This is a genomic window from Streptomyces sp. SID3212 (genome assembly GCF_009865405.1).
Classification (GTDB): Bacteria; Actinomycetota; Actinomycetes; order Streptomycetales; family Streptomycetaceae; genus Streptomyces.
In genome coordinates this window covers 1-2725 of sequence record NZ_WWJY01000841.1, presented here as the reverse complement: position 1 = coordinate 2725, position 2725 = coordinate 1, and the positions used below count along the sequence as shown (strand labels likewise).

The 2725-nt window shown below is 71.7% G+C and carries 3 protein-coding genes; 2 read left to right on the top strand and 1 reads right to left on the bottom strand.

Going from position 1 to position 2725, the window contains the following annotated elements; genetic code table 11:
• Window positions 1-217 precede the first annotated feature (217 nt).
• Complete coding sequence (locus GT042_RS25530; RefSeq protein ID WP_161311076.1) at window positions 218-1585, top strand: FAD-linked oxidase C-terminal domain-containing protein; 1368 nt, start codon at window positions 218-220, stop codon at window positions 1583-1585.
• A gap of 46 nt (window positions 1586-1631) precedes the next feature.
• Here the strand turns inward: GT042_RS25530 and GT042_RS25525 are convergent, their stop codons facing one another.
• On the bottom strand, window positions 1632-2135 hold the full coding sequence (locus GT042_RS25525) for an SsgA family sporulation/cell division regulator (RefSeq protein ID WP_161311077.1): 504 nt from the start codon (window positions 2133-2135) through the stop codon (window positions 1632-1634).
• A 298-nt stretch (window positions 2136-2433) separates the two neighbouring features.
• On the opposite strand from GT042_RS25525, the gene GT042_RS25520 reads away from it, so the two are divergent.
• Window positions 2434-2725: DUF2510 domain-containing protein (locus tag GT042_RS25520; protein WP_161311075.1), on the top strand; the 292-nt coding region annotated here is incomplete at its 3' end.

Below are 2725 nucleotides of genomic sequence, written 5' to 3'. Positions count from 1 at the left end.
CGGCTCCGCCCCCCGGTCCGGCACCACCAGCAGGACACCGGCGACCAGCGCTCCGCCGACCCCGGCGGCCAGGGCCGCCCGCCTGACCTGCTTGAGCTGATCCGTCTTCATGGCGTTCATGTTGATTACTGTGCGTCAATACGAAGAGCACACCCGCTCTCGCGTGGTGGATCGCAGACGGGTTCACACCGATGGCCCCGGATGCGACGCTGGGATCATGGACGATCTCCTCGCACAGCTGCGGGCAGGACTGCCCGACGAAGCCCTGATCACCGACCCCGACATCACGGCCTCCTACGCCCACGACATGGCGAGCTTCTGCGAGGCGGGCACCCCGGCGGTGGTGGTCCTGCCCCGTTCGGTCGAACAGGTCCAGCACGTCCTGCGCACGGCCACCGCCCTGCGCGTCCCCGTCGTCCCGCAGGGCGCCCGCACGGGCCTGTCCGGAGCGGCGAACGCCTCGGACGGGTGCATCGTCCTCTCCCTGCTGAAGATGGACCGGATCCTGGAGATCAACCCGGTCGACCGGATCGCCGTCGTCGAGCCGGGCGTCGTCAACGCCACGCTCTCCCGCGCCGTCGGCGAACAGGGCCTCTACTACCCGCCCGACCCCTCCAGCTGGGAGACCTGCACGATCGGCGGGAACATCGGCACCGCCTCCGGCGGACTGTGCTGCGTCAAGTACGGAGTCACCGCCGAGTACGTCCTCGGCCTCGACGTCGTCCTCGCCGACGGACGGCTCCTCACCACCGGCCGCCGTACGGCCAAGGGGGTCGCCGGCTACGACCTGACCCGCCTCTTCGTCGGCTCCGAGGGCAGCCTCGGCATCGTCGTCCGGGCCGTCCTCGCCCTGCGCCCCCGGCCCCCGCGCCAACTCGTCCTCGCCGCCGAGTTCGGCAGCGCGACCGCCGCCTGCGACGCCATCTGCCGGATCATGGAGAGCGGCCACACCCCGTCCCTCCTCGAACTGATGGACCGTACGACCGTCCGGGCCGTCAACGCGATGGCCAACATGGGCCTCCCCGACACCACCGAGGCACTCCTGCTGGCCGCCTTCGACACCCACGACCCCGGGGCCGACCTGGCGGCGGTCGGCCTGCTGTGCGAGGCGGCCGGCGCCACCGAGGTCGTCCCGGCGGAGGACACCGCCGAATCCGAACTGCTGCTCCAGGCCCGGCGGTTGGCGCTCCCCGCGCTGGAGACGCTGAAGGGCACGACGATGATCGACGACGTCTGCGTACCCCGCTCCCGCCTCGGCGACCTGCTCGAAGGCATCGAGCGGATCGGCGAGAAGTACGGGCTCACGATCGGCGTCTGCGCCCACGCGGGCGACGGCAACACCCACCCGACCGTCTGCTTCGACGCGGCCGACCCCGACGAGTCCCGCCGCGCCCGCGAGTCCTTCGACGAGATCATGGCGCTCGGACTCGAACTCGGCGGCACGATCACCGGCGAACACGGCGTCGGCGTACTGAAGAAGGAATGGCTCGCGCGCGAACTGGGCCCGGTGGGGCTGGAGTTGCAGCGCGGCATCAAGCAGACGTTCGACCCGCTCGGCCTGTTGAACCCGGGCAAGCTCTTCTGACCGGCGGCCCCTCCCGCCGGACCGGGGGTCCCCCCCCGCCTGGGGGTCACCCCGCCTCCACCTCCCCCTCGGCGGAGTCGGCCGGCTCCGCCGACCCGTCCGAGGGCCACGGGTCCCGCAGCCACAGGTCGTCGGCGGGCGCCGGGGCCAGCAGTCCCGCCAACCCCTCCTCGATGCCGAGCCGTTCGCACTCCGTCCCCGGCGGCACGATCCGCAGCGTCCGCTCCACCCAGGCCGACACCGCCACGGCCGGCGCCTCCAGCAACGCGTCACCGTCCGGGGAGGTGAGGGCCACACACAGGACGCTGCGCCCGGCGAACTTCGTCGGCCAGATCCGTACGTCACCGTGCCCGCACGGCCGGAAGATCCCCTCCACGAGCAGTTCACGGGCGAAGGTCCAGTGGACGGGCGCCTCGGAGCCGATGTGAAAGGCGATGTGCACGGCGCACGGATCGTCCGTGCGATAGGTCAGCCGGGCCGGGACGGGGATGCTGCGCTCGGGCGACAGCACCAGGTTCAGCTCCAGCTCGCGTTCCACCACGGTGTGCATGGGCGGCACTTCCTCTCTCGGTACGGGCCCTGCCAGCGGGCCGTACCGGAAGAGAGCGGGGTGCGGACGATTCATGACGCGACTTTCCGGTACGACTTTCCGGCACCGCTTCGAGCACCGCTTTCGGCACGACTTTCGGTACGTGTCCCCGGGCGCCTCCCGAGCGGCCCTGCGCGATCGCGCACCGCCGTCACTCCGACCGGAAAGTGGCTCAAACGACAGGAGCGGCCATGGGGACCCCGGTGGTCTGATAGATGTGGACTCTGAATTGGCTCAGAGGAGATACGGGACCACGGTGATGAGCGCCCCAACCTCGGCGACCGGAGACGGCAACCCCGCTCCCGGCTACTACCCCGATCCGTCCATTCCGGGATACGTCCGGTACTGGAACGGCGCAGCGTGGGTGCCCGGATCGAGCCGCCCCGCACCGCCCGGTGCCGAGGCGGCGGCATCCGCCGCGCCCGCGGTGCCCGCCGTCGAGGAGACGGGGCCGGTGTTCTTCGACGAGGAGGCGCGGGCCGCCGAACAGCCCCGGCAGGAACCGGCGTCCGCGTGGCAGGCCGACGTCTCCCGGCAGACCGGCTTCGGCG